The following is a 255-nucleotide window of genomic DNA, read 5'->3' on the forward strand; positions in this document are numbered from 1 at the left end:
TGATGTTGGTGCCGGCGGCAACCTCGGTACGGGCGGCGGCGCTTTGCTGTTTCAGCTGGCTGTAGTTGACGGCGTCGGTATCGTCGCTACCGGCGGCTACGTTGGTGATCTTGTTGCCGGCGGCATTAATGCCTGCTTTGGTCACACTCGGGCCGCCTGTGATGGTGAGGCCGTCTGAATTCAGTTTGCTGTCGCCTGCGGTAACGCTGTCGACGGTGATGTCTTTGGCCAGTTTGAAGTCAATCTGGTTGTCGG

At 59.2% G+C, this 255-nt stretch carries 1 pseudogene; it reads right to left on the bottom strand.

Features of this window, described 5'->3' with window-relative positions:
* A pseudogene (locus ACTHUT_RS22375) lies at window positions 1–255 on the bottom strand (hypothetical protein); the annotation flags it as partial.

Source organism: Neisseria sp. P0022.S010 (assembly GCF_051956635.1).